Annotated in this window: 22 protein-coding genes and 1 tRNA gene; 9 read left to right on the top strand and 14 right to left on the bottom strand. The window is 69.2% G+C overall.

Translation table 11 applies throughout. The features are described from left to right. Positions 1-4: 4 nt before the first annotated feature. The gene (locus tag ACSFBM_RS23530; RefSeq protein ID WP_435486537.1) at positions 5-1,555 is read right to left on the bottom strand and encodes a 3,4-dehydroadipyl-CoA semialdehyde dehydrogenase; all 1,551 of its coding nucleotides are present in this window, start codon (positions 1,553-1,555) and stop codon (positions 5-7) included. Beyond that, entirely contained in the window at positions 1,552-2,046 is a 495-nt protein-coding gene (locus tag ACSFBM_RS23525) for a 4-hydroxylaminobenzoate lyase (RefSeq protein WP_435486536.1), read from the bottom strand. The genes ACSFBM_RS23530 and ACSFBM_RS23525 overlap by 4 nt, the downstream gene beginning before the upstream one ends. Positions 2,047-2,209: 163 nt before the next feature. On the opposite strand from ACSFBM_RS23525, the gene ACSFBM_RS23520 reads away from it, so the two are divergent. From ACSFBM_RS23520 to ACSFBM_RS23500, 5 genes are all read left to right on the top strand, one after another. Next, positions 2,210-3,157, top strand: coding sequence for a helix-turn-helix transcriptional regulator (locus tag ACSFBM_RS23520; protein WP_435486535.1), 948 nt, complete (start codon positions 2,210-2,212; stop codon positions 3,155-3,157). 135 nt (positions 3,158-3,292) lie between these two features. Beyond that, complete coding sequence (boxC, locus tag ACSFBM_RS23515; RefSeq protein WP_435486534.1) at positions 3,293-4,969, top strand: 2,3-epoxybenzoyl-CoA dihydrolase; 1,677 nt, start codon at positions 3,293-3,295, stop codon at positions 4,967-4,969. A gap of 34 nt (positions 4,970-5,003) precedes the next feature. Beyond that, entirely contained in the window at positions 5,004-6,431 is a 1,428-nt protein-coding gene (boxB, locus tag ACSFBM_RS23510; protein WP_435439903.1) for a benzoyl-CoA 2,3-epoxidase subunit BoxB, read from the top strand. A gap of 133 nt (positions 6,432-6,564) precedes the next feature. Continuing rightward, positions 6,565-7,845 (top strand): benzoyl-CoA 2,3-epoxidase subunit BoxA, encoded by a 1,281-nt coding sequence (gene boxA, locus ACSFBM_RS23505; protein WP_435486533.1) that lies wholly within the window; start codon positions 6,565-6,567, stop codon positions 7,843-7,845. A gap of 10 nt (positions 7,846-7,855) precedes the next feature. Continuing rightward, on the top strand, positions 7,856-8,299 hold the full coding sequence (locus tag ACSFBM_RS23500) for a MaoC family dehydratase (protein WP_435486532.1): 444 nt from the start codon (positions 7,856-7,858) through the stop codon (positions 8,297-8,299). Positions 8,300-8,363: 64 nt separating this feature from the next. On the opposite strand, the gene ACSFBM_RS23495 is transcribed toward ACSFBM_RS23500, so the two are convergent. The 3 genes from ACSFBM_RS23495 to ACSFBM_RS23485 all read right to left on the bottom strand — a co-directional run bounded on the left by ACSFBM_RS23495 (position 8,364) and on the right by ACSFBM_RS23485 (position 11,348). Further along, positions 8,364-8,840 (bottom strand): adhesin, encoded by a 477-nt coding sequence (locus tag ACSFBM_RS23495; RefSeq protein WP_435486531.1) that lies wholly within the window; start codon positions 8,838-8,840, stop codon positions 8,364-8,366. Between the two features lie 174 nt (positions 8,841-9,014). After that, entirely contained in the window at positions 9,015-10,043 is a 1,029-nt protein-coding gene (locus tag ACSFBM_RS23490) for an alpha/beta hydrolase family protein (RefSeq protein WP_435486530.1), read from the bottom strand. Positions 10,044-10,151: 108 nt separating this feature from the next. Beyond that, entirely contained in the window at positions 10,152-11,348 is a 1,197-nt protein-coding gene (locus ACSFBM_RS23485; RefSeq protein WP_435486529.1) for a helix-turn-helix domain-containing protein, read from the bottom strand. A gap of 105 nt (positions 11,349-11,453) precedes the next feature. Between ACSFBM_RS23485 and ACSFBM_RS23480 the strand changes: the two genes are divergently transcribed. The 3 genes from ACSFBM_RS23480 to ACSFBM_RS23470 all read left to right on the top strand — a co-directional run bounded on the left by ACSFBM_RS23480 (position 11,454) and on the right by ACSFBM_RS23470 (position 12,946). Further along, complete coding sequence (locus ACSFBM_RS23480; RefSeq protein ID WP_435486528.1) at positions 11,454-11,915, top strand: RrF2 family transcriptional regulator; 462 nt, start codon at positions 11,454-11,456, stop codon at positions 11,913-11,915. After that, positions 11,905-12,807, top strand: coding sequence for an NAD(P)/FAD-dependent oxidoreductase (locus ACSFBM_RS23475; protein ID WP_435486527.1), 903 nt, complete (start codon positions 11,905-11,907; stop codon positions 12,805-12,807). The genes ACSFBM_RS23480 and ACSFBM_RS23475 overlap by 11 nt, the downstream gene beginning before the upstream one ends. A gap of 63 nt (positions 12,808-12,870) precedes the next feature. Next, a tRNA-Gly gene (locus ACSFBM_RS23470) sits at positions 12,871-12,946 on the top strand. 54 nt (positions 12,947-13,000) lie between these two features. Here the strand turns inward: ACSFBM_RS23470 and fahA are convergent. The 7 genes from fahA to ACSFBM_RS23435 are packed head-to-tail and all read right to left on the bottom strand — an operon-like array spanning position 13,001 to position 19,294. Then, entirely contained in the window at positions 13,001-14,323 is a 1,323-nt protein-coding gene (gene fahA / locus ACSFBM_RS23465; protein WP_435486526.1) for a fumarylacetoacetase, read from the bottom strand. A gap of 10 nt (positions 14,324-14,333) precedes the next feature. Next, positions 14,334-15,140, bottom strand: coding sequence for a cyclase family protein (locus ACSFBM_RS23460; RefSeq protein ID WP_435486525.1), 807 nt, complete (start codon positions 15,138-15,140; stop codon positions 14,334-14,336). A 37-nt stretch (positions 15,141-15,177) separates the two neighbouring features. Continuing rightward, entirely contained in the window at positions 15,178-15,972 is a 795-nt protein-coding gene (locus tag ACSFBM_RS23455; RefSeq protein ID WP_435486524.1) for an ABC transporter permease, read from the bottom strand. Continuing rightward, a complete protein-coding gene (locus tag ACSFBM_RS23450; RefSeq protein WP_435486523.1) occupies positions 15,969-16,739 on the bottom strand; it encodes an ABC transporter permease in 771 nt (256 codons plus the stop codon). The genes ACSFBM_RS23455 and ACSFBM_RS23450 overlap by 4 nt, the downstream gene beginning before the upstream one ends. Then, positions 16,732-17,589: an ABC transporter ATP-binding protein gene (locus ACSFBM_RS23445; RefSeq protein ID WP_435486522.1), complete on the bottom strand. Its 858-nt coding sequence runs from the start codon at positions 17,587-17,589 to the stop codon at positions 16,732-16,734. The genes ACSFBM_RS23450 and ACSFBM_RS23445 overlap by 8 nt, the downstream gene beginning before the upstream one ends. Next, the gene (locus tag ACSFBM_RS23440; RefSeq protein ID WP_435486521.1) at positions 17,586-18,545 is read right to left on the bottom strand and encodes an ABC transporter substrate-binding protein; all 960 of its coding nucleotides are present in this window, start codon (positions 18,543-18,545) and stop codon (positions 17,586-17,588) included. Before ACSFBM_RS23440 ends, ACSFBM_RS23445 begins: the two co-directional genes overlap by 4 nt. Further along, positions 18,542-19,294: a TetR/AcrR family transcriptional regulator gene (locus ACSFBM_RS23435; protein ID WP_435486520.1), complete on the bottom strand. Its 753-nt coding sequence runs from the start codon at positions 19,292-19,294 to the stop codon at positions 18,542-18,544. The genes ACSFBM_RS23440 and ACSFBM_RS23435 overlap by 4 nt, the downstream gene beginning before the upstream one ends. Positions 19,295-19,394: 100 nt before the next feature. On the opposite strand from ACSFBM_RS23435, the gene ACSFBM_RS23430 reads away from it, so the two are divergent. Continuing rightward, positions 19,395-21,410, top strand: coding sequence for an acetoacetate--CoA ligase (locus ACSFBM_RS23430; RefSeq protein WP_435486519.1), 2,016 nt, complete (start codon positions 19,395-19,397; stop codon positions 21,408-21,410). Here ACSFBM_RS23430 and ACSFBM_RS23425 read toward each other — a convergent pair. Together ACSFBM_RS23425 and ACSFBM_RS23420 are read right to left on the bottom strand one after the other, a co-directional pair. Next, complete coding sequence (locus tag ACSFBM_RS23425; RefSeq protein ID WP_435486518.1) at positions 21,407-23,350, bottom strand: adenylate/guanylate cyclase domain-containing protein; 1,944 nt, start codon at positions 23,348-23,350, stop codon at positions 21,407-21,409. The two genes, ACSFBM_RS23430 and ACSFBM_RS23425, sit on opposite strands and share 4 nt — an antisense overlap. Positions 23,351-23,552: 202 nt before the next feature. After that, entirely contained in the window at positions 23,553-24,272 is a 720-nt protein-coding gene (locus ACSFBM_RS23420; RefSeq protein WP_435486517.1) for a 2OG-Fe(II) oxygenase, read from the bottom strand. Positions 24,273-24,274: the final 2 nt, after the last annotated feature.

Below are 24,274 nucleotides of genomic sequence, written 5' to 3'. Positions count from 1 at the left end.
TCTTCTAGAGGCCCAGTGCCGCGAGCACGCCGGGGCTGGCCTGCACCGCGGTGCGGCGGTGATAGAAGTCGAGCGCGCGCAGGCCGCCCAGTTCGGCGCCGCCGCCCGCGCGGCCGGGGCCGCCGTGCAGCGACATCGGCATCACGTTGCCGTGCCCGGTCTGGGCTTGCGCCACTTCGGGCGTGATGACGTGCACGCGGCCGTGGCTCGGTGCGACAGACAGCGCGGCTTGCGCCAGCGCGGCGTCGTCGCTGCCGTACAGCGAGGTGACGAGCGAGCCTTGACCCCGGTGGGCGAGCGCGATGCCATGCGCGAGGTCGCGATAGGGCAGCAGCGTGGCGACGGGGCCGAACACTTCCACGTCGTGCACGCGTTGCGCCGCATCGGCATCGCGCGCGCCCAGCAGCACGGGGCCGATGCAGGCGGCCACCTTCGGGTCGGCATCGACCAGGGGCTTGTTGCGGCTGTCGTGCAGCACGGTGGTCTGTGCGGCCAGCGCGTCGAGGCCGTCGCGCACCGCGTTCAGCTGCGCGCGGCTCACGAGCGAGCCCATGCGCACGCCTTCGTTGCGCGGGTTGCCGACGCTGATGCCCGCGAGCTTGGCGCCGATGGCTTCGGCGGCCGCGTCGTACACCTCGGCCGGCACCAGGATGCGGCGGATGGCGGTGCACTTCTGGCCCGACTTGACGGTCATTTCGCGCACCACTTCGCGCACGAGCAGGTTGAAGGCCTCGCTGCCGGGCGCGGCGCCGGGCAGCAGCAGGGCGCTGTTGAGGCTGTCGGCCTCGATGTTCACGCGCACCGAGCGTTCGGTCACGGCGGCGTGCGAGCGGATCACCGCGGCCGTCTCGGCCGAGCCGGTGAACGAGCCCACGTCGAAGGGCTGCAGCGCGTCCATCAGGCCGGCCGAACTGCCGCACACGATCGACAGCGCGCCGGCGGGCAGCACGCCCGCGTCGACCACGTCCTTCACCATGCGCTGCGTGAGCCAGGCGGTGGCCGTGGCGGGCTTCACGATCACCGGCACGCCCGACAGCAGCGCGGGCGCGGCCTTTTCCCACAGGCCCCACGAGGGGAAGTTGAAGGCGTTGATGAACAGCGCCACGCCGTGCGTGGGCACCTGCAGGTGCTGCGACTGGAACACCGGCTCCTTGCCGAGCTTGACCGCGTCGCCGTCGCGCAGCGCGCGCACGTCACCGAGCGTGTCTCCCCACTTGGCGTACTGGCCGACGGTGAAGATCGCGCCGTCGATGTCGACGGCCGAGTCGTTCTTCACCGTGCCGGAGTTGGCGGTGGCGATCTCGTAGTACGCGTCGCGGTTGGCCTGCAGCACCTTCACGATGGCGCCGAGCAGCCCGGCGCGCTGGCGGTAGGTCAGCGCGCGCAGCGCCTGGCCGCCCTGTTCGCGGGCGAAGGCAAAGGCCGCGGGCAGGTCGAGCCCGGTGGCGTCGACGCGCGCGAGCTCGGTGCCCAGCACCGGGTCGAACAGGGGCGTGCCGGCGCCCGATCCGCTTTGCCAGCGGCCGGCGACGTAGTTGGGGAGGAGCTCAGTCATGGGGTGAACTTGATCTGCCCTTCGGGCAAGAGATAGAGAACGAGTGCGCGGCCACTGGCCACGGTCGGGCGGTGTGCGGTGCCCGGACCGTAGACGCACCAGCCCGCGGGCCGTCCGTCGAAGGTGGCGGGGTGGTCGTCGAGCGGCATGATCAGGTCGATCTCGCCGTTCGGATGGGTGTGGTGCGGGCCGGCGATGTCCTGCATGTCGACCACGTCGACCGAGAAGCGGTGCAGCGCGTCTTCGGCCTTGAAGACGCGGCCGTACTTGATGCCGCCGCCTTCGCGCTCGCACAGCCAGCCTTCGGCCACGCCGCCGATGCAGGCCTGGCGCAGCTGCTCGAAGCTGGCGCTGCCCGCGCCGTGGGTGGCGTTGAGCCACTGGTCGAGCGTGCCGTCGAGCGGCTTGCCGGCGATTTCTGCCGTCAGGCCGGCGATCAACTGGTGAAATGCTGCCTTGCCTGAGATGGCTGGGTTGCTGCTGTCGGACATCGGGGGGCCTCGAACGGTGGAACGACCTTGCGTGATTGCTGCGTGTGCAGTATCTTGCTTGTGGCCGAACAATAAGCATCGAGACAATGAGTGTCAAGCAATATAGTGCATATATGGTGTTTACCCTGAGCGCGCACAATCCCGGCGAAGAACGAGGAATTGCATGAACGAGCATGTAGACGCGGTGCTGGCCACCGCGCCCGAAAGCGCCGCCGGCGGCAACGGCGCGGCGCCGGCCGGGGAGGCCAAGAATCCGTTGCTGGCGGCATTGGGCGACCGGGTGCGCAACCTGCGCGCGCAGCGCGGCCTCACGCGCAAGGCGGTGGCCCTGTCGGCCGACGTGTCGGAGCGCCACCTGGCCAACCTCGAGTACGGCATCGGCAACGCGTCGATCCTGGTGCTGCAGCAGGTGGCGGGCGCACTGCATTGCTCGCTGGCCGAACTGGTGGGTGACGTGACGACCAGTTCGCCCGAGTGGCTGCTGATTCGCGAACTGCTCGAAAACCGCAGCGAGACCGACTTGCGCCGCGTGCGCGTGGCGCTCGGCGAGTTGCTGGGCACGGCCTCGGTCGACCCGGCGCGGCACCGGCGCATTGCGCTCGTGGGGCTGCGCGGCGCGGGCAAGTCGACGCTGGGACAGATGCTGGCCGAAGACCTGGAGCTGCCGTTCATCGAGCTGAGCCGCGAGATCGAGAAGCTCGCGGGCTGCAGCGTGCGCGAAATCCACGACCTGTACGGCACCAACGCCTACCGCCGCTACGAGCGCCGCGCGCTCGAAGAAGCGGTGCAGATCTACAGCGAGGTGGTGATCGCCACGCCAGGCGGCATCGTGTCCGACCCGGCCACTTTCAACGAGCTGCTGGCGCACTGCACCACGGTGTGGCTGCAGGCCGCGCCCGAGGAGCACATGGGCCGCGTGGCTGCGCAGGGCGACACCCGCCCGATGGCCGCGAGCAAGGAGGCGATGGAAGACCTGCGCCGCATCCTGAACGGACGCGCCGCTTTCTATTCGAAGGCCGACCTGTCGGTGGACACGAGCGGCAAGACGCTGGCGCAGAGCTTCCAGAACCTGCGTGCGGCCACGCGCCAGTCGATGGGCCTGGGCGCCTGACTGAAATCTGAAAAAAAGCACAACAGGCATTGACTTGCCTGTATGCATGCAGCATGATGCATGTCATCGGCGCAAGAAAGTGCATTATCTTTCCTGTTCCCGGTTTCCGAACACAGCCCCACAGGAGACTTCTGCATGACCGACACCACCACGCTCCAGGCGCCCGCGCGCGTCGACTACCGCACCGAACCCGGCCAGTACCGCCACTGGTCGCTGAGCTTCGACGGCGCCATCGCGCGCCTCGTGCTCGACATTGCAGAGGACGGCGGCATCCGCCCCGGCTACAAGCTCAAGCTCAACAGCTACGACCTGGGCGTGGACATCGAGCTGAACGACGCGCTCAACCGTGTGCGCTTCGAGCACCCCGAGGTGCGCAGCGTCATCGTCACCAGCGGCAAGGACCGCATCTTCTGCTCGGGCGCCAACATCTTCATGCTCGGCGTTTCCAGCCACGCCTGGAAGGTGAACTTCTGCAAGTTCACGAATGAAACGCGCAACGGCATCGAAGACACCTCGAAGCATTCGGGCCTGAAGTTCATCGCGGCGGTGAACGGCGCCTGCGCCGGCGGCGGCTACGAGCTGGCCCTGGCCTGCGACGAAATCCTGCTGGTGGACGACCGCTCGTCGGCCGTGTCGCTGCCCGAAGTGCCGCTGCTCGGCGTGCTGCCCGGCACCGGCGGCCTGACCCGCGTGACCGACAAGCGCCGCGTGCGCCATGACCTCGCCGACATCTTCTGCACCAGCGTGGAAGGCGTGCGCGGCCAGCGCGCGGTCGACTGGCGCCTGGTCGACGCCGTGGCCAAGCCCGCGCAGTTTCCCGCCGCCGTGCAGGAGCGCGCGTCGCAGCTCGCCGCCGGCAGCGACCGCCCGGCCGATGGCAAGGGCGTGGCGCTGACCCGCCTGGAGCGCACCGACAGCGCCGACGGCATCGCGTATTCGCACGTCAACGTGCAGATCGACCGCAGCAAGCGCACGGCCACGATCACCATCAAGGCGCCCACCGGCGCGCAGCCGGCCGACATTGCCGCCATCGAGGCCGCGGGTGCCGCCTGGTGGCCGCTCGCGATGTGCCGCGAACTCGACGACGCCATCCTCAACCTGCGCACCAACGAGCTCGACACCGGCACCTGGCTGCTCAAGACCGAAGGCGACGCCGCCGCCGTGCTGGCGTCCGATGCCGTGATGTTCGCCCACAAGGACCACTGGCTGGTGCGCGAAACCATCGGCGCGCTGCGCCGCACGCTGGCGCGCCTCGATGTGTCGTCGCGCAGCCTGTTCGCGCTGGTCGAGGCCGGCTCCTGCTTCGCCGGCACGCTGGCCGAGCTGGCCTTCGCGGCCGACCGCACCTACATGCTCGCGCTGCCCGACGATGCCGACCGCGCGCCGAAGCTCACGCTGGGCGAGGCCAGCTTCGGCCACTTCCCGATGGTCAACGACCAGAGCCGCCTGCAACGACGCTTCTATGAAGAGACCGCGCCGCTGGAGGCCGCACGTGCCGCAGTCGGCAAGGCACTGGACGCCGACGAGGCCGTCAAGCTGGGCCTGGTGACGGCCGCGCCCGACGACATCGACTGGAACGACGAGATCCGTATCGCCATCGAGGAGCGTGCGGCCATGTCGCCCGACGCGCTCACCGGCCTGGAAGCCAACCTGCGCTTCGCGAGCAAGGAGAACATGAACACCCGCATCTTCGGGCGGCTCACCGCCTGGCAGAACTGGATCTTCAACCGCCCCAACGCCGTTGGCGAAAAGGGCGCGCTGAAGGTCTACGGCACCGGCGAGAAGGCCGGCTTCGACCTGAACCGCGTCTGAGCACACAACCGTCCGAACAACCCAAGGAACAACGATGAGCACGATCAACTACGGCGAGAAGATCCCCAACAACGTCAACCTCGGCGAAGACCGCACGCTGCAGCGCGCGCTCGAAGGCTGGCAGCCCAACTTCATCAACTGGTGGGACGACGTGGGCCCCGAAGGCTCGACCAACCACGACGTGTACCTGCGCACGGCCGTGAGCGTCGACCCGCAAGGCTGGGCCCAGTTCGGCCACGTGAAGATGCGCGACTACCGCTGGGGCATCTTCCTGAACCCGGGCGATGCCAACCGCGAAATTCACTTCGGCGACCACAAGGGCGAGAAGGCCTGGCAGGACGTGCCCGGCGAACACCGCGCCAACCTGCGCCGCATCATCGTGACGCAGGGCGACACCGAGCCCGCGTCGGTCGAGCAGCAGCGCCACCTGGGCCTGACCGCGCCCAGCATGTACGACCTGCGCAACCTGTTCCAGATCAACGTGGAAGAAGGCCGCCACCTGTGGGCCATGGTGTACCTGCTGCAGAAGCACTTCGGCCGCGACGGCCGCGAGGAAGCCGACGCGCTGCTGCAGCGCACCTCGGGCGACGCCAACAACCCGCGCATCCTGGGCGCCTTCAATGAGAAGACGCCCGACTGGCTGGCGTTCTTCATGTTCACGTACTTCACCGACCGCGACGGCAAGTTCCAGCTGGCCGCGCTGGCCGAGAGCGCGTTCGACCCACTCGCGCGCACCACCAAGTTCATGCTGACCGAGGAAGCCCACCACATGTTCGTGGGCGAGAGCGGCGTGTCGCGCGTCATCGCGCGCACCGCGCAGGTGATGAACGAGCTGAAGACCGACGACGCGCAGAAGATCCGCGCGGCCGGCTGCATCGACCTGGGCACCATCCAGCGCTACCTGAACTTCCACTACAGCGTGACCATCGACCTGTTCGGCGCCGACCAGTCGAGCAACGCCGCCATCTTCTACAGCTCGGGCCTGAAGGGCCGCTACGAAGAAGGCAAGCGCGACGACGACCACGTGCTCAAGGGCCAGACCTACAAGGTGCTCGAAGTGCGCGACGGCCAGCTCGTCGAGAAGGACGTGCCGATGCTCAACGCGCTGAACGAAGTGCTGCGCGACGACTTCATCAAGGACTCCGTGGCCGGCGTGGGCCGCTGGAACAAGGTGCTCGAGAAGGCCGGCATCCCGACGCGCCTGTCGGTGCCGCACAAGGCCTTCAACCGCCAGATCGGCGCGCTCGCGGGCATCAAGATGTCGCCCGAAGGCCGCGTGGTGAACGAGGTGGAATGGGCCGCCAAGCGCGACGAATGGCTGCCGAGTTCCGAAGACTTCGCTTTCGTGGCATCGTTGATGGGCCGCGTGGTGGAGCCGGGCAAGTTCGCCGGCTGGATTTCGCCGCCGGTGATGGGTATCAATCGCCAGCCGGTGGACTTCGAGTACGTTCGCTTCGGCTGATCGGTATTTCGGTATTGCTCCTTCCCCCGCTGGGGGAAGGCTGGGATGGGGGCCAGCAGCGTGACCACGACAAGCGCCGCTTGCGCCCACCCAACCCTCCCCCGAAAGGGGAGGGCTTTCAGGAGAGAACCACATGGACATGGCCGTTGAAGCCGGAGTCATCAAGCAGCACCTGATCGACCCCGAGATCTGCATCCGCTGCAACACCTGCGAGGCCATCTGCCCCGTGAACGCGATCACGCACGACGACAACAACTACGTCGTGCGCGCGGACATCTGCAACGGCTGCATGGCCTGCATCTCGCCGTGCCCCACGGGCTCGATCGACAACTGGCGCACGATGCCGCTGGTGCGCGCGTACACCATCGAGGAACAGCTCGGCTGGGAGTCGCTGCCCGGCGAACTGTCGCCCGAAGAGCTCGAAGCCGCCGGCGTGCCTGCAACGACAGCAGAAGCCGCCGAAGTGCCCGCGCAGACGCAGGCCCAGGCCGCCGCCGAAGCGACCGAGCCGGTCTTCAATTCCGCGCAGTACGGCGCCAGCGTGCCGCCCTGGTCGGCCGCGCACGCGTACACGAATCTCTTTCCGCCCAAGACCCCGACCACCGCCACGGTGGTGGGCAACTTCAATTGCACCGAGGCGGGCTTCGACAGCGAGACGCACCACATCGTGCTGGACTTCGGCGTGGTGCCGTTCCCGGTGCTCGAAGGCCAGTCGATCGGCATCGTCCCGCCGGGCGTGGACGCCATCGGCAAGCGCCACCATGCGCGCCAGTACTCGGTGGCCAGCCCGCGCAACGGCGAACGGCCCGGCTACAACAACGTCTCGCTCACCGTGAAGCGCGTGACCGAGGACCACGAGGGCGACCCGGTGCGCGGTGTGTGCTCCAACTTCGTGTGCGACCTGAAGGTGGGTGACACGGTGCAGGTGGTGGGGCCCTTCGGTTCCTCGTTCCTGATGCCGAACCACCCCAAGTCGAACATCGTGATGATCTGCACCGGCACCGGCAGCGCGCCCATGCGCGCCATGACCGAGTGGCGCCGCCGCCTGCGCAAGAGCGGCAAGTTCGAAGGCGGCAAGCTGATGCTGTTCTTCGGCGCGCGCACGCAGCAGGAGCTGCCGTACTTCGGGCCGCTGCAGTCGCTGCCGAAGGACTTCATCGACATCAACCTCGCGTTCTCGCGCACGCCGGGGCAACCCAAGCGCTACGTGCAGGACCTGATGCGCGAGCGCGCCGCCGACCTGGCCGCGCTGCTGAACGACGGCAGCAGCCACTTCTACGTGTGCGGCCTGAAGAGCATGGAAGAGGGCGTGGTGCTCGCACTGCGCGACGTGGCCAAGGATGCGGGGCTCGACTGGGACACCGTGGGCGCCGCGCTGAAGCGCGAAGGCCGCCTGCACCTCGAAACCTACTGAGCCGCGGCGGATGCAGTTCGCCGACTTCCATGCGGGCCAGGTCATCGAGGCCGGGCCCTATGTGCTCACCGAGGCCGAGCTGGTGCAGTTCGCGCGGGCCTACGACCCGCAGTGGTTCCACACCGATGCCGAAGCGGCCGCGCAGAGCCCCTTCGGCGGGCTCATCGCCAGCGGCTGGCAGACCTGCGCCATCGCGATGCGGCTGGTGGTCGATGCGGTGCTGGCGGGGTCGGAGTCTTTTGCGTCACCGGGGCTCGAGCAGGTGCGCTGGCCCAACCCCGTGCGGCCCGGCGACACCCTGCGGCTGGTGGCCGAGGTCAGCGAGGTGCGACGCTCCGAGAAGCGTCCCACGCTGGGCATCCTGCGCTGGCGCTGGCGGCTGTTCAACCAGCGCGAGCAGCTGGTGCTCGAGGTCGATGTGACCAGCCTTTTCAAGCTCAAGCCGGCGCCCTGAACGCACAAAAAAACCCGCAACGCGCGAGCGCTGCGGGTTTTCCGTGTGTGACAGACTTGATTTCTTACTTGGTCAGGTCGACGGCGCTGGAGCCCTTGGCCTTGCCGTTCGCCTTCACGCCAGCGCCCGATGCGCCCGGTGCCTTCAGGCCACTGCCGGCCGAGCCCGCGGCACCCGTCGCGCCGTTGAGCGTGCCGCCCACGGTGTTCGTCAGGCCGCCCGTGGTGTTGCCGACGGCGCCCGTGGCACCGCCCACCGCACCCGTCGCGCCGCCGAGGACGCCGCCTGCTGCGTTGCCCACGCCGCCTGCGGCATTGCCTGCACCGCCAGTGTTCGCCGAGGTGCCCGCCCCGGCGGCTGCGCCGGTGTTGGCGCCGGCGCTGCCCTGGGCTGGCGCCGTCTTCACGCCGGTCGAGGTGTTGACGTCGGCATTCACGCCCACGCCGACCCCCACGCCTTGCGCCTGCGCTGCACCGCTCACGGCCAGGAGGCCGGCGAGCAGGGCGCCGACGAAAATCTGCTTGTGTTGTTGTTGCTTCATGTGTGACTGTTCCTTTCGTTGAATGGTCACGAACCGGCTCTGGGCCAGTTCGGGTTGAACCTTCAACGTAGCGGAACGTGTCGCCGTGTGCGCGACAGTCGTCCTTGCGTGTGGGACTTGGCTGTCAGCGGGATCCGGGGCTCGTGCGTTCCCGCGGGCGCTCGGCTGCCGGCGTCAATCCAGCAGATGCGCGCTGAAGAAGGCCGTTGTCTTGCTGTTCACTTCGGGCACCTCGTGCGCGCGGTCGAAGCCCGGCGGGTCGTTCAGCATGTCGCCGATCAGCCCCGTGAGGCCCGGCGGCGGCGGTGACAGCAACGCGCCGTGTCCGCCGCTCGGCATCTGCGCAATGAGCTCGCAGCGCGGCAGGCAGGCCGCGAGCACGCGGTCGCTGTGAAAGCGCGGAATCAGCCAGCGGTCCTGCCGCGCGGTAATCAGGCCAAGCGGTACGCGCGGCGTGGCGAGCGAGGCCATGTCGAAATCGGCCGACGACGGCACGCCCGCCACGATGGCGGCGATGCGCGGGTCGGTGTGCACGCGCGGCGTGGCGTCGTCGAAGCGATGGCGAATGACCAGCAGCGCGCCCCATTTCTTGAGACCGTCGAATGGCCCGCCCGTGAGCCGCGTGATCAGGCCCACGCACGACTGGAAGTCGTCCACCAGGTTCGTCTCGCAGTGCTGCCTGAACGCAGCCGGCGACCAGCGCCCGCCCGCCAGGCTCAGTGCCGTGTGGCCGCCGGCCGACATGCCGTACATGCCGACCTTGTCGAGCCGCAGCAGCGGCGCGAAGCGCGCGTCGGCCGCGACCGCATCGATGGCGCGCGACACCTCGGCCGGGCGCATCGCCCAGCTGTCGGGGCCGGGGTTGCTGTCGTCCTTGTAGTTGTCGGCCTTGTGCTCGGGCATTGCGACGACGAAGCCCGCGTCGACCAGGCTGCGCGCCAGGTCCGCATGCACCCACGGCGCGCCGCCCGAGCCGTGCGAAACCACGACCAGCCGGCCGTTGCCGCGCACCGGCGCACCCTGCACCGCCACGTCGAGCATGAAGCGCCCGTGCCTCGTCGGCGCAGCGGCATCGCCGGACGGATAGAACACGGTGACCGGGCCGTCTCCGGCCGCGGCGGGAATTTCGGCCAGGCCCATCGTGGCGTGCACCGCGCCGGACCACAGTGCCAGCAGGCAGATGAAATACAGACTTCTTCGCATCGGACTCCTTCGTCATCGAGGGCCCATGCCCCCGGCGACACGGACGATGCAGCGCGGCGCCGCCCGCGTCTGGCCGAAACCCGCAATCTCGGTTTTCGGCCAGCAATTTCAGGATTCGGCCAGCTTCTGCTTGCGGAATTCGGTGGGCGTGAGGCCGGTGGCGGCCTTGAAGGCGCGGTTGAACGGGCCGATCGACTGGAAGCCGGCGGTCAGCGCAATGGTCAGCACCGGCAGCTCGCGCTTCGACGGGTCGGCCAGTGCCGCCATCGCTTCGGCCAGCCGGAAGCCGTTGACGAAGGTGTTGAAGTTGCGGTGCCCCAGGCGCTGGTTGATGAGGCGGCGCAGGCGGTATTCGGGCACGCAAAGCCGGGCGGCGATGCTGGCAATGCTCAGGTCTTCGCTGCGGTAGATGCGCTCGACGGCCATGGCGTGCTGGAGGGATTCGGCAAGGCGGTCTTCGGCAAGGTCTGGGGCGGGTTCGGGTTGCGCATGCGGCTCGGGTTCGGGCCGGGGCTCGGGTGCAGGCGGCGGTGTTTGGACGGGAGCTGGTGCGGCTTCTTCTTCGACCTCTTCTGCTGCTTCTTCCGTTGGCGAGCCTGGCGTCATCGCCGCCACCGCGACCGACGCTGGTGCAGCCGGAAACAGCTCCGACCCCGCCAGCCGCAACATCCGCCAGGCCACCACCGCGACGATCAGCAGCAGCATCGCCGCATCCGCCGTCGCCGACAGGTCCGACAGCTGCCCATGCGGCGAAGCCAGCCGAACGAGCAACATGCCCACGCTGTAGCCGACGCCCGTCACCACGATGAACACGCGCAGCCGGCGCCGCCCCTCCACCAGGTCCGCGCGCCACTGCGAAGCCGCCGCGATGGCGGCCAGCACCGCGAACACCAGCGGCACCGCGCGCTGCACGCCCATCGTCAGCGGCGCCAGCACCGAGGCGCTGCCCGCCACCACCGCGCAGTTGACCGCCGCCACCGCGGCCACCGCGAGCCAGGTGGCGACATGCAGCGGCCGCAGCACGAATTCGTCGTTGAACAGGGCCTGCACGAACACCCAGAACAGCACGGCATTGCCGACCGACACCGCGACAAACGGCGCCTGCCACCCGCGCGGCACGAGCGCCTCGAACAGCGGCGTGGCGCCGATGACCTGCACGCACAGGCCGAGCGCGAGCAACGCGCCCGCCCGCGCCGCCGGCAGGCGAGGGCGGTCGCGCCCGAGCATCAGCGCCAGCACGAGCAGCAAGGCCAGCAGCACGCCGCGCAGTGCGGCGTCGAGCAGGGTGGTCGGGGTGGGCGTCATGGCGGGACCGATTCTCGTGCCTGTGCGTGACGAGCGTCGCGCAAATCCGAACGCGCAAAGACCCTTCGGCATGCCATGGAAAAGTTACGCAACTAATAATGTTTCATGAAACGAGACAGCAAGCTTTCAGGCGTCCTCCACGTGCTGCTGCACATGGCCGAGATGGACGGCCCCGTCACCTCCGAGTCGCTCGCGGTCGCGATGCACACCAACCCGGTCGTCGTGCGCCGCGTCATGGCGGGGCTGCGGCAGGCGGGGTTCGTGAGCTCGGCCAGGGGCCACGGCGGCGGCTGGGTGCTGTCGTGCTCGCTGGATGCGGTGACGCTGGGCGACATCCACAACGCCGTGGGCGCGCCCGCGCTGCTGGCCATGGGCCACCGCACCGAAAGCCCGGGCTGCATCGTCGAGCAGGCCGTGAACGCGGCGCTCGACGGCGCCTGCCAGGAGGCCGAGGCCTTGCTGCTGCGGCGTTTCAACAGCATCACCCTGGCAGACCTGTCCAGGGACTTCCATCGCCGCATGACAGGCGGCAGTTTCACCTTGAAGGACATCGAACATGCGGCATGACGCCCTGATCGTGGGCGGCAGCTTTGCCGGCCTTTCCGCTGCCATGCAACTGGCCCGTGCGCGACGCAGGGTGTGCGTCGTCGACGCGGGCGCGCCGCGCAACCGCTTCGCCGCCCAGTCGCACGGCTTCTTCGGGCAGGACGGCATGCCGCCTCTGAAGATGATTGCCGACGCGCGCGACAAGCTGCTCGCATACCCGACGGTCGAATTCGTCCAAGCCAGTGTCGTGGCCGCGAGCGCCGACGGCGCCGACGGATTCACCGCCACGCTGGACAACGGCGAACAGCGCTCGGCCCACAAGCTGCTGCTGGCCTTCGGCGTGCAGGACGGCCTGCCGGACATTCCCGGCGTGCGCGAGCGCTGGGGCACCAGCGTGCTGCATTGCCCCTACTGCCACGGCTACGAGTTCAGCGGCCGGCAGTTGGGCCTGCTGTTCGCCGGCGCGCTGCCGCCGGACCATGCGCTGCTGATCGCCGAGTGGGGGCCGGTCACGTTGTTCATGAACGGCAGCGACGCGCTCGACGCCGAGGTGCGCGCGAAGCTGCAGGCGCGCGGCGTGACCATCGAGCCGGGGCGCGTCGCCGGCCTCGAAGGCGCGGGAACCGACCTGGCCGGCGTGTGGCTAGGCGACGGGCGGCGGGTGCCGATCGAGGCGCTGTACGTGGTGCCGCGCACCCGGCCCGCCAGCCCGCTGGCCGGGCAGCTCGGCTGCGCCTTCGACGACGGCCCGCTCGGCCCGGTGCTGCGCGTCGACGCCATGAAGATGACGACCGTGCCCGGCGTGTACGCAGGGGGCGACCTCGCCATGGCCTTCACCAACGCCACGCTGGCCTCCGCCGACGGGCTCTCGGCCGGCGTGTCGCTGCATCGGTCGCTGGTGTTCGAGGCCTGATTTCACTTTTTTTCGTGGATTCGGCAAAAACGGCCCAAGACCACCCTATAATCTGAGGCTGTCGCGGGAATAGCTCAGTTGGTAGAGCGCAACCTTGCCAAGGTTGAGGTCGAGAGTTCGAGACTCTTTTCCCGCTCCAAATCGCGCAAAAAGGCCACCTCACAAGGGTGGCCTTTTTCATTGGCGCTCCGGTTCAGCCCCTGGCTGCCAACACCGTCCCCCGGCTCTCCCCGAACCCGATGCGCGCATGCCCGGGCTTCTCGCACCAGCCGCGCAGCAGCACCGCGTCGCCGTCTTCCAGGAAGCTGCGCTGCTCGCCATTGGCCAGCGTCACCGGGCTTTGCCCCGCGCGCGCCAGCTCGATGATGGCGCCGGCCTCGCCCTCGCCGGGCCCCGAGATCGTGCCGCTGCCGAACAGGTCGCCCGGGTTCAGGCTGCAGCCGCCCATCGTGTGGTGCGTGACCATCTGCGCCACGCTCCAGTACTGGTGCCTGAAGCTGGTGGCCGACAGGCGCGACGGCCCGGTGTTTTCCTTGCGTGCCTTCTCGCTTTCGAGCCACACCTCCAGCCGGATGTCGAGCGCGCCGCTTTCGCGGTTGGCGGCGTTCTCCAGGTATGCCAGCGGTTGCGGCTCGTTCGCGGGCCGCGTCCAGGCTTGCCGGTAGGGCGCGAGCGCCTCCATGGTCACGATCCACGGCGAGATGGTGGTGGCGAAGTTCTTCGCCAGGAAGGGCCCGAGCGGCGCCATCTCCCAGAACTGGATGTCGCGCGCCGACCAGTCGTTGAGCAGGCAGATGCCGAAGATGTGTTCCCCGGCGCGCTCGAGCGGAATCGGTTCGCCCTGCGCGTTGCCCGTGCCGATCCACACGCCCAGCTCCAGCTCGTAGTCGAGCCGTGCGCAGGCCTGGTAGGTGGGCGCCTTCGCACCCGGTGCCATCGATTGCCCCATCGGCCGGTGAAAGCGCTGCCCGCTCACGCCGATGGTCGACACGCGCCCGTGGTACGCGGTGGGAATCCAGCGGAAGTTGGGCGTCACGTCGCCGTCGGGGTTCATCAGGCGGCTGATGTTCAGCGCATGGTCGATCGAGGTGTAGAAGTCGGTGTAGTCGCCGATGCGCGCGGGCACCGTGTATTCGACCTCGCCCTGCGGCACCAGGCACGTGCGCACCGCCTGCACGGTGGCATCGGGCGCGTCGTGCTTCAGCAGGTCGAACAGCGCGTGGCGCAACACCCGCCATGCGCCGCCGCCAAGCGCGAAGAAGTCGTTCAACGCAGGCAACGCGGCCGCGCGCGCCGCATCGAGTGCCGGGCCGTCGAGCTGCCGGGAGCCGACCAGCGCCGCCAGGTCGAGCACCTGGTCGCCGATGGCCACGCCGCCGCGAAACGCCTCTGTGCTGCCCGCGCGGCGGAACACCGCATGCGGCAGGTTCTGGATCGGAAAGTCGCTGCCCGCGGCATGGGCCGATTCGACCCAGCTGCGTGCGTCGGCGTCGTGCGTGTGATTGAGCGCGTTCATCAAATGCCCCTTACACGGATGCCATCAGCGCGTCGTCGAAGATCGCGACCGCGCGCGTCCACCCCGCCGATGCGCCGCGGATCTTGTGCGGGAAGCAGCTGATGAAGAAGCCCGTGGGCGGCAGCACCTCCAGGTTGTGCAGCTTCTCGATGTGGCAGTAGCCGATGTCGCGCCCGGCCTTGTGGCCCTCCCAGATCAGCGAGGCGTCCTGCGTCTCGCCGTACTTCTTCGCGGTGTGCACGAAGGGCGCGTCCCAGCTCCAGGCGTCGGTGCCCGTCAGGCGCACGCCGCGCTCCAGCAGGTACATGGTGGCTTCGTAGCCCATGCCCGCGCCGGCGGACACGTAGTCGTTGTGGCCGTAGCGCGAGCCGGCGCGCGTGTTGACCACCACGATTTCCAGCGGGCTCAGCGTGTGGCCGATGCGCTGCAACTCGGCCTCGACGTCGGCGGCCGTCACCACGTAGCCGTCGGCGAAGTGGCGGAAGTCGAGCTTCACGCCCGGCTGGAAGCACCATTCGAGCGGCACGTCGTGGATGGCGATGGCGGGCTTCTTCTCGCCCAGCGCCTTGTCCATGGTCGAGTGAAAGTGATAGGGCGCATCGAGGTGCGTGCCGTTGTGCGTGGACAGCTGCACCAGCTCCACGGCCCAGCCTTCGCCGTCGGGCAGGTCCTCCTTCTTCAGGCCGGGAAAGAAGGGCTCGATCTGCTCGTAGGTCTGCTCGTGCGTGAAGTACTGGATCTTCGGCGCGAAGGCCGGCGGGTCGGACATCACGTCGTTTTCCAGGAAGATCGAGAGGTCGACGAATTTGCGTGGCATGGGAAGGCTCCTTGTGTCTTCGTGTGGGAATAAGGAATCAGGGCTGCTGCCAGCGCAGCAGGCGTTGCTCGGCAAAGGCCAGCAATGCATTGCTCACGAAGCCGATGAGGCCGAGCAGCACGATGCCGGCGAACAGGTCGCTGGCGCGAAAGGCGCGCGCGGCCAGAAGAATGGCCTGGCCCAGGCCGCTTTGCGAGGCGATCATTTCGCCCACCACCGCCACGATGAGCGCGATGGTCAGCGCCAGGCGCATGCCGGCCAGGATGTCGGGCATGGCGTTGGGCAGGCCCATCTTCCAGATGTACGCCGCGCGCGACATCTGCAGGCAGCGCGCCACCTCCGCCAGGCGCGGCTCCACGGCCGCGAAGCCGTGCACTGTGGCCAGCAGCACCGGCCACATCGCGCCGAAGGCCACCACGAAGAGCACCATGCCGGGGCTGAGCCCGAAGATCGAAATGGCCAGCGGCAGCAACGCCGAGGCGGGCAGCGGGCGAATGAACTCCAGCGTGGGCTGCACCCACGCGCGCACCGCGGGCGACACGCCGATGGCCGCGCCCAGCACCACGCCGAACAGCGACGCGAGCAGCCAGCCTTCGACCATCCGGCCGACCGTGGCCTGCGTGAACGCCAGCAGCTCGCCCTTGCCTGCGTTCGTGCTGTCGCCCGAGAGGTTCAGCCCTTCGAGCAGGCTGGCGAGGGTGGCTTGGGGCGTCGGCAGGAACACGCGGCTGACCCAGCCCGCGTTGCTCGCGACCCACCACAGCGCGACCAGCGCGAGCAGCACGCCCAGCGAGCCGAGCCAGTCCAGGCCGAAGCGGTTCGAGCGGTTCATGACAGCACGCCCATGCGCCGCGCGACCACACGCTGCAGCAGCACCATGCCCGCGTTCACCGCGAAGCCCACCACGCCGATCCACCCCAGCCACGCGAGCATCAGCGCGGGGTCGAAGCTCTGCTGCGCGATCATCATCGCGTAACCCATGCCGTTCGGGTTGGCCGCGATCTCCACCGTCACGGCCACCACCAGCGCCACCGCCACGCCGAGCCGCAGCGCGACGAACAGGCGCGGCACGATGGCCGGCAGCACGATCTTGAAGGCCCGTTCGCGCGCCGACAGGCCCAGCACGCGGCTCACCTCCAGCAGGCGGGGCTCGATCTGCTGCACCGCCGACTGCACCAGCACCAGCAGCGGCCAGAAGGTGGCGAAGGCGACGATGGCCAGCTCCATGCGCACCCCGAAGCCGAAGCCCAGCATCGCAAGCGGAATCAGCGCCACCGAAGGCACGGGGCGCAGCACCTCGATGGACATGGACCCGAGCTGCGCCGCGCGCCGCGAGAGTCCGAGCACCAGGCCCCCTGCAATGCCGAGCACCGCCCCCAGCAGCAGACCGAGCGCAGCAGTGCCCAGCGTGAAGCCGGTGGCCTGCCACAGCGAGCCGTCCATCGCCGCGCCTGCAAAGGCCCTGGCCGCCGCGCTCGGCGGCGCGAGCGAATCGCTGCCCAGGGCGGCTGCGCGCCGCGCGTACCACTCGAATGCCGCGACCAGCAAGGCGGGAACCACCCACGGCCGCAGCCACCGGAGGACGCGGCGCTCAGTCATGGCCTTGCTCGATGAAGGCGAACAGCTCACGCCGCAACCGCAGGTACTCCGGATGCTCCTTCGTCGTGAGCTGGTCGCGCGGCCGCGGAATCTTCACGTCGATCATCCGCGCGAGGCTCGGCCGGCCCGGGCCCGGGTCGGCCTGCAGCGCGATCACGCGGTCGCCGAGGTAGATGGCTTCTTCCAGGTCGTGCGTGACGAACAGCACCGTGAGCCCGTCGTCGCGCACCAGCCGCGCCAGCTCGTCCTGCAGGCTCTGCCGCGTGAGCGCGTCCAGCGCGCCGAAGGGCTCGTCCATCATCATCAGCTCGGGCTGCTGCGCGAGGCAGCGTGCAATCTGCGCGCGCTGCTGCATGCCGCCCGACAGCTGCACCGGAAACTTCTGCGCATGCTTCGCAAGGCCGACCTTGCCCAGCACCTCGGCGATGCGCGGCGCGCGTTCGGCCGCCGGCACGCCGGCCGCTTCGAGCGCCAGGCTCACGTTGCCCTCCACCGTGCGCCAGGGCAGCAGCGCGCGGCCGTAGTCCTGGAACACGAAGGCGACTTCGCGCGAGGGTTCGGTCATCTTCACGCCGTTGCGTCGCACGTCGCCCGCGCTGGCCGCGACGAGCCCGCTGGCCGCGCGCAGCAGCGTGGTCTTGCCGCAGCCGCTCGGGCCGACGATGCAGACGAACTCGCCGCGTGCCACGTCGAACGAGGTGGGCGACAGGATCTCGCGTCCGCCCAGGCGGATGGCAACGCCGTCGAAGCGCAGGAAGGGGGTGGCCTGCATCGCGGGGCCGGCCTGCGAAGGGAAGCCGTTCGCCGACAGCGCGGCGCGCGCGGTGACAGGTGCGGGTGCCGAGATCACTTGGCCACCAGCTTCGTCACGTCGATGTTGGTCTTGAGCATGTCCTGCTCCTTCATCAGCCCGGTCCAGTAGGCGAGCTGCTTCTCGGTCACGACCGGCCCGGGCGGCGAGACCTGCACCTTGGCCAGCACCTCGGGCGGCAGCTTGATGTACTTGCCGATGGCCGCGCGCACCCTGGCGTCGTTCTTCGCCTGCTGCATGAACGCGGCGGATTCGACCAGCGCCTCGCGAAAGGCGCGCGCCGCGCCCGGGTTCTTCGCCACCCATTCGCGCTTGGCCGCATGCACGATGGTCTGGTTGTTCTCGGGCAGGAAGGTCGAGTAATACGAAGCCACGTAGCCCGCGCCGCTTTCGGTGATGCGGCTCATGAACGGGTCGGCCGACACCACTGCGTCGACCGAGCCGCCGCGCAGCAGGTCGGCATGCTGAGGGAACGCGGCCTCCACGAAGTTGACCTTGCGGTAGTCCACGCCGCTGTCCTTCAGCCAGGCGCGAAAGGTCACGTGCAGGAAGGCGCCCAGGCCCGGCACGCCGATCTTCTTGCCCACGCAGTCCTGCGGGCCCTTGATGCCGGAGCCCGCGCGCGCCACCAGGCCGAAGCCGGTGATGGTCTTCGACGTGAGCCCGCCGCCGGCCACCAGCACCAGGTCGAGGCCGCCGTCCACCGCCTGCAGGAACACCGAGGGCGTGGGCCCGCCGATCTGCAGCGAGTCGGACTGCAGCGCCGCGGGAATGGTCGAGTTCAGGGGAATGAACTTGAGCTCCACGTCGAGGTTGCGCTTCTTGAAGTACCCCTCTTCGGCCGCCACGAACACCGAGGCGAAGTCGGTCACGGCGGTGTAGCCGAACACGACCTTCGTGTTGGCCTGCGCGAAGGCGGGCAGCGCGGCGGCGGCCGATGCCGCGGCCAGCGCCGACAGCAGGGTGCGCCGTTTCATCGTGGGGGTCTTCGTCATGTCTTCTGTCTCCTGGGAGTGGTCTTCGTGCGTGGGGTCTTGACGGTCTTCGGGCGCGGCAGCGCGGCGCGCAGCCCGCCGACGATGAAGCTCACCAGCATCGGCGCCACGGCCGGGTCGGCGCGCTTGTTCTCGCCGCGCGACAGCCGCTCGATGCGGGTGTCGTTCAGGTGATGCAGCAGCGAGCCCAGCGCGAACTGGTAGCCCCAGGCGGCCTGGCTGCGCGTGGCGTGCGGCAGCGCGGTGTGCAGCGCGTCGATGTAGGCCTCGGCCAGCGGGTCGAAGTAGGCGCGCAGCACGCGGTCGGCCTCCTCGGTGGCGTGGTACAGCTCGCGCGCCACCAGCAGTGCGTAGTACTCGCCCTCGGCGCTCGCGCGCAGTGCCAGCACGGGCGCGGTGAAGGCATCGATGATGCGCGGCAGCGTGCGCGCGTCGTCGGGGACTATGTCCACTGCGGCCAGGCCGGCCAGCCGCGCCTCGATGGAGTGGCCCCAGTGCTCGAAGATGGCGTGAAACAGCTCGTGCTTCTGGCCGTAGTAGTAGCCCACCAGCGCCAGCGGCACGCCGGCCTCCTCGGCAATCTGGCGGATCGTCACCACGTGGTAGCCGTGACGCGCAAAAAGCTTCTCGGCCGCCAGCAGGATCGCCTGCTTGCGGTCGGGCCGCGCAGTCTCGGGGGCGACTGCGGCGGAACTCGGCGTCGGGGTGCGCGAGGCGCTGCGCCTTGCGGTGGGTGTGCGGGTGCTCATCGGGGCGTATTGAACGCTTGTACAAATACATTGAACACGCGTACAAACCCTGAGGTCAACCCTCATTGAGCACGGTCGTTCGCGGCGCTACGCTCGTGCCATGGCCGTTCCCAACATTCCCCAGATCCGTCTGTATCAAAACTGGCTGCGCGACACGCGCGGCCTCTCGTTCGACAGCTACGACGCGCTGTGGCGCTGGTCGGTCACCGACCTCGATGCTTTCTGGCAGAGCCTGTGGGACTACGCCCGCATCGAGTCGCCCACGCCGCACACCGCGGTGCTCGCCGAATCGCGCATGCCCGGCGCGCGCTGGTTCCCCGGCGCCCAGGTCAACTACGCGCGCGAGGTGCTGCGCCATGTCGACGCGGCACATGCGGCCGGCATGCCCGCCATTGTGAGCGACAACGAGCGTGGCGAGGTGCGCGAGATGTCGTGGCCCGAAATGCGCCGCCAGGTCGCTTCGGCCGCGCTCACGCTCAAGTCGCTGGGCGTGCAGCGCGGCGACCGCGTGGCCGCCTACATGCCCAACGTGCCCGAGACCATGGTGGCCTTCCTGGCGTGCTCCAGCATCGGCGCCGTGTGGAGCGTGTGCGCGCCCGACATGGGCACCGCCGCCGTGGCCGACCGCTTCCGCCAGATCGAGCCCAAGGTGCTGATCGCGGTGGACGGCGTGCACTACGGCGGCAAGGCGCTCGACCGCAGCACCGTGCTGCAGGAACTGCGCGCGCAGCTGCCGAGCGTGAAGAAGCTGGTGCTGGTGAAGACGCCCTACGCCGCGCAGACGGTGCCGCACGACGTCGAATGGCTGCACGCCATCGACCGCTACGACGACAGGGTCGCCGCCTTCGAGCCCGAGTGGCTGCCCTTCGACCACCCGATCTGGATCGTCTATTCGAGCGGCACCACCGGCCTGCCCAAGCCCATCGTGCACGGGCAGGGCGGCATCATCCTCACCATGCATGCCTGCGGCCTGCACAACGACGTGGGCGCGAGCTACGGCGCCAACAACTTCGGCGAGCGCTACCACTGGTACAGCTCCACCGGCTGGGTCATGTGGAACTCGCAGCTCTCGGGCATGGCCTTCGGCGCCACCATCTGCATCTACGACGGCAACCCGGCCGGCAGCAAGGACAAGCCCGACTGGGGTGTGCTGTGGCGCTTCGTGGCGCGACACAAGGTCACCTTCTTCGGCGCGGGCGCGGCCTATTTCACCAACTGCATGAAGGCCGGCCTGGTCGCGAAAGACTGCGGCGACCTGTCGCGCGTGCGTGCGCTCGGCAGCACCGGCTCGCCGCTGCCCGAAGAGGTGCAGCGCTGGGGCTCGCAGCAGGTGCTCGACGCGGGCTCCCCGGATGTGTGGTGGTGCAACATCTCGGGCGGCACCGACTTCTGCGGCGCCTTCGTCGGCGGCAACCGCGAACTGCCCGAAGTGCCGGGCCAGATGCAGTGCCGCGAACTCGGCCATGCGGTCGAGGCCTGGAACGAGGGCGGGCAGAGCGTCGTCGGCGAGGTGGGCGAGCTGGTGTGCACCCAGCCCATTCCGTCGATGCCGCTCTACCTGTGGGGCGACGAAGGCAACGCGCGCTACCTGTCGAGCTACTTCGACACCTACCCGGGCGTGTGGCGCCACGGCGACTGGATCAAGATCGGCGAAGACGGCGGCTGCGTCATCTACGGCCGCAGCGACGCCACCATCAACCGCCAGGGCCTGCGCATGGGCACCAGCGAGATCTACAGCGCGGTCGAGGCACTGCCCGAGGTGCTCGACTCGATGGTGGTCGACCTGGAGTACCTGGGCCGCGACAGCTACATGCCGCTGTTCGTGGTGCTGCGCCCCGGCGTGGCGCTGGACGACGCGATGCGCACGCGGCTGAACAACGCCATCAAGACCTCGCTGTCGCCGCGCTTCGTGCCCAACGACATCTTCCAGGTGGCCGAGATTCCGCGCACGCTGTCGGGCAAGAAGCAGGAGCTGCCGATCAAGAAGCTGCTGCTGGGCCAGCCGATCGAGAAGGTGGTCAACCGCGAGGCCATGGCCAACCCCGCGAGCCTCGACTGGTACGTGGCCTTTGCCGCGCAGCGCGCTGCCGCGGCCTCGGAAGCCGCAGCAGCCTAGGACGTCAGCAGCTCGTAGAGCACCATGCGCGTCTGCCGGCCGCGCAGCTCCACCAGCTCCTCGATGCGCCGCGTGTGCAGGCGGCCTTGCAGCCCGGCGAAGGTCACCTCCGACATCAGCATCTGCGTGCCCAGCTGCTTGTTGATGCCCTCGATGCGGCTCGCCACGTTGATGACGTCGCCGAAGGCCGTGTAAGACAGCCGGTCGTTCGAGCCCAGCACCCCCGCGATCACCGTTCCGGTATGGATGCCCACGCGCGTGCGGAATTCGGGCAGCCCCTGTGCCAGCCACTTGCGGTTGAGCTCGCTCATTTCCACATGCAGCTCGAGCGCCGCCAGGCAGGCCTTGTGTTCCGCGTCGGGCAGGTCGGCCGGCGCGCCCCACAGCACCATGATGCCGTCGCCGATGAACTTGTCGACCACGCCGCCGTGCCGCGCGAACACGCCGGTGGCCAGGTTGAAGTACTCGGTCAGCATGCCCACCAGCACGTCGGTGTCCAGCGACTCCGAGATCGAGGTGAAGCCTTCCACGTCGGTGAACATCACCGTGATACGGCGCGGCGAGCCGTTGGGCGCGAGCGCATGGCCCTCGGCGATGAGCTGGTTGATCACGTCCACCGGCACGAACTTGCTGAACGCCTTCAGGCTGCGCGCCGAGTCGTCCAGGGCCTGGTCCAGATGCTGGATTTCCAGCACGCGGCTCGGCTCGCGCGGCAGGTTGTCCAGTTCCAGCAGGCCGATGCGCCGCGCGATGTGCGAGAGGTTCTCCACCGGCGAGGTCACCAGCTTGGACAGCTTCAGCGACATGAGCAGCGCCATCGCCAGGAAGACCAGCGCCAGCAGCAGCCCCCACAGCACCGCGCGGTGCAGGTCGCCCAGCAGCATTTCCTCGGGCACCCAGCTCACCAGCTGCCAGCCGGTGGCGGGAATGCGCGAGGTCTGCACCAGGTAGCGGCGCCCTTCGTGGGCGAACGAAAACGCCGTGGCGGTGCCGCTGCCGGCGGTGCCGTCGGCCACCATGTGCGCGTGCAGTGCGCCGAGCACCCCGGTCGGCGCGTCCAGCTTGTGCAGCACGCCCGGCATGTCGCTGCGCGCGAGCACGCGGGCGTCCGAGCTCAGCAGCGCGCTGTCGCCGTAGCCGCCGCTGCTGAACTGCCGCACGAAGTCGGAGAGCCGCCCCAGCGACACGTCGCCCGCCACCACCAGCGCCTGCGCGCTGCTGTCCGCGTAGCGGCGCTTGCTGGGCAGCGCGTAGGTCACGCCCAGCTCCTGCGCGGCCGCGAACACATAGGGCCGCGTCCAGACCGGGCCCTGCGTCTTGCTGGCCTGCAAGTACCAGCTGCGCTGCGTCGGGTCGTAGCTGCTGCGGTAGGACGCGATGCGCTGCGTGGCGTAGCGCTGCTGCACGTCGGCCTCGGCGTCCAGCGGCAGCTTGTACTGCCAGGTTTCCGTGGTGAAGCCCTGGCCGAGCTCGATGTGGCGCATGGCAGGCACCGGGTAGCGCAGGGCCATCAGCATCTGGCCGCGCTCGTTGCTCACGTAGATGCTGTCGAGCTCGGGCGACTGCTGCAGCAGCGTCCACAGCAGCTCGGACGTGTGTTCCACCTGGTCGCCCGCGGGCCGCAGGCTGGGTGCGGTGCCCACCGCGTTGATGACCGACTCGGCCTTCTGCAGGAAGGCCCGCACCTTGTCCTCGGTGCGGTCGTGGTTGGACTTGTGCGCGGACACGCCGATGCGCGACACCAGCCGCTGCGAGCCCCAGTAGCCCAGCGACACCAGCAGCAGCGACTGGGCCAGGGCCACGGCACTGACGATGGAGCCCACGTCGACCCTGAAGCGCCGCGAACGCCCGGGCGGTGGGGCCGCTGTCGAGGCGGCGGCGGCGGGTTCTATCGACGGCCTTCCAGCCGCGGCCGGATGTCCGGACGTGTTCTTGTGCATACAGCTCCCTGGCAACCATCGGACACACCCGCGACGCGAAGGCCGCGGGTCGGCCTGCAGGGAGCCCACGGCCCCGATCGTGTGTGTCAGGGATCCTGGTGGGTGCCGCAGGCGGGCGAGATTTTCGCTCGTCTTCGCGAATGGCGTGTCTCAGGCCTGTCTAGACCGCAGCGGCCGCGGGGCGGGCCGTGCGCGAAGCCGCTCAGCGTGCGTCGTGGAAGATCAGGCCCAGCGTGTGCCGCCGGCCCGCGCGCAGCCGGCTCACGCCGTGGCGCATCGTCACGCGGTAGCTGCCTCGCGTGCCCGCCACCGGCCGCTGGTTGACTGCGAAGATCACCGCCTCGCCCTGCGCGAGCGACACCACCTCGGCGCGCGACTGCATGCGCGGGCGCTGCTCGGTCAGCACGAACTCGCCGCCGGTGAAGTCCTGCCCCGGAACGCTCAGCAGCACCGTGAGCTGCAGCGGAAACTGCAGGTCGCCGTACAGGTCCTGGTGCAGGCAGTTGTAGTCGCCTTCGTCGTAGCGCAGCAGCAGCGGCGTGGGGCGCAGCTGGCCTGCGGCGTGGCAGCGCGCCAGGTAGGCCGCGTGGTCGGGCGGGTAGTCGGCCGGCTGACCCATGGCGGCGGCCCACGCGTTGGCCAGCGGCGCCAGCCGTTCGTACAGCGCGCCGCGCCATGCCGCGAGCTTCTTCGGCAGCGGGTAGGCAAAGTACTGGTACTCGCCCTGGCCGAAGCCGTGGCGCTGCATCACGACGCGGCTGCGAAAGCGCTCGCCCTCGTCGTACATCGCAATGAGCGCGGCACATTCCTCGGGCGTGAAGAGGGGGCCGGCGACGGCGCAGCCGCGGGCGCCAAGGTCGGTTTCGATGCGGGGCCAGTCGAGGGCGGCGATGGTGCGCACAGGGGGGGCGGAGGTTTGCATGG

Origin of the sequence: Variovorax pasteuri (assembly GCF_051216435.1) — a bacterium.
In the GTDB taxonomy this organism is placed as follows: Bacteria; Pseudomonadota; Gammaproteobacteria; order Burkholderiales; family Burkholderiaceae_C; genus Variovorax.
The sequence above is the reverse complement of the archived record's forward strand: the minus strand, read 5'-3'. Positions and strand labels throughout refer to the sequence as shown.